We start from the raw sequence: 1,084 nt of genomic DNA, 5'->3' as shown, positions 1-1,084 counted from the left end.
GCGACCGCAACGACTGCAGCGACGTCTTCCTGCGCGACCTCGACCGCCGGACCACCGTCCGCGTCAACCGCGGTCTGCACGGCGCCGAGTCCGACGGCTGCACCAGCATCGACCCGATCATCAGCGCCGACGGCCGCTACGTCGTGTACGCCGCGGACTCCACCAACCTGGTCCCCGGCGTGCGTGACGGCCGCTCCCACATCTACCGGACCGATCTGCGCACCGGCAGGACCCTCCTGGTCTCGGCCGCCGCCGACGGCACCCCGGGCAACGGCGACAGCATGCGCCCCACCGTCTCCGCCGACGGCCGTTACGTGGCGTTCGCGACGTCCGCCGACAACCTGATCCCCGGCGACACCCCGGCCAGCGTCTGGGACACCGTCGTGCGCGACCTGAGGCGCGGCACGACCGTACGCACCAGCGCCGCCGACGACGGCACGCCCGGCGACGCGGCCACCGACGGCACCCAGATCAGCGCCGACGGCCGTTACGTGACCTTCTTCTCCAACGCGGACAACCTGGTCGCGGGCGACACCAACAAGAAGGTGGACGAGTTCCTCCACGACCGGGAGACCGGCCGCACCACCCGGCTGAGCGTCTCGCCGGACGGCGTCGAGTCCGACCAGATCACCATCGGCGGGACCATCAGCGACGACAACCGCTACGTCGTGCTGAACTCGCATGCCACCAACCTGACCGCGGACAGCCCCGACACCGGGCAGAACCACATCTACCTGCAGGACCTGAGCCTCGGCACGCTGCGCCTGGTCGACAAGGGCGCGGNNCAGGCCGACGCCGCGAGCTACTTCCCCGACGCCGACCAGAGCGCGAGCAGCGTGGTGTTCACCTCGTACGCCTCCAACCTCGTGCCCGGCGACGACAACGGCGAACCGGACATCTTCGTGCACCGCGAGCGGCCGTGACCGCGGCGGCCGGGCAGCACGGACAGCAGACGCGGAGACAGAGAGGGATGCACAGTATGGGGATCACAACCGGCCGCCATCGGCGCACGGCGGCACTCGCCGTGACCGCGGCCCTGACAGCGGGCGGGCTCGCCCTGGGCGTCACCTCCGGCGCCGCCGAC

Source organism: Streptomyces pseudogriseolus, assembly GCA_002154585.1.
In the GTDB taxonomy this organism is placed as follows: domain Bacteria; phylum Actinomycetota; class Actinomycetes; order Streptomycetales; family Streptomycetaceae; genus Streptomyces; species Streptomyces pseudogriseolus.
The sequence above is the reverse complement of the archived record's forward strand: the minus strand, read 5'-3'. Positions refer to the sequence as shown.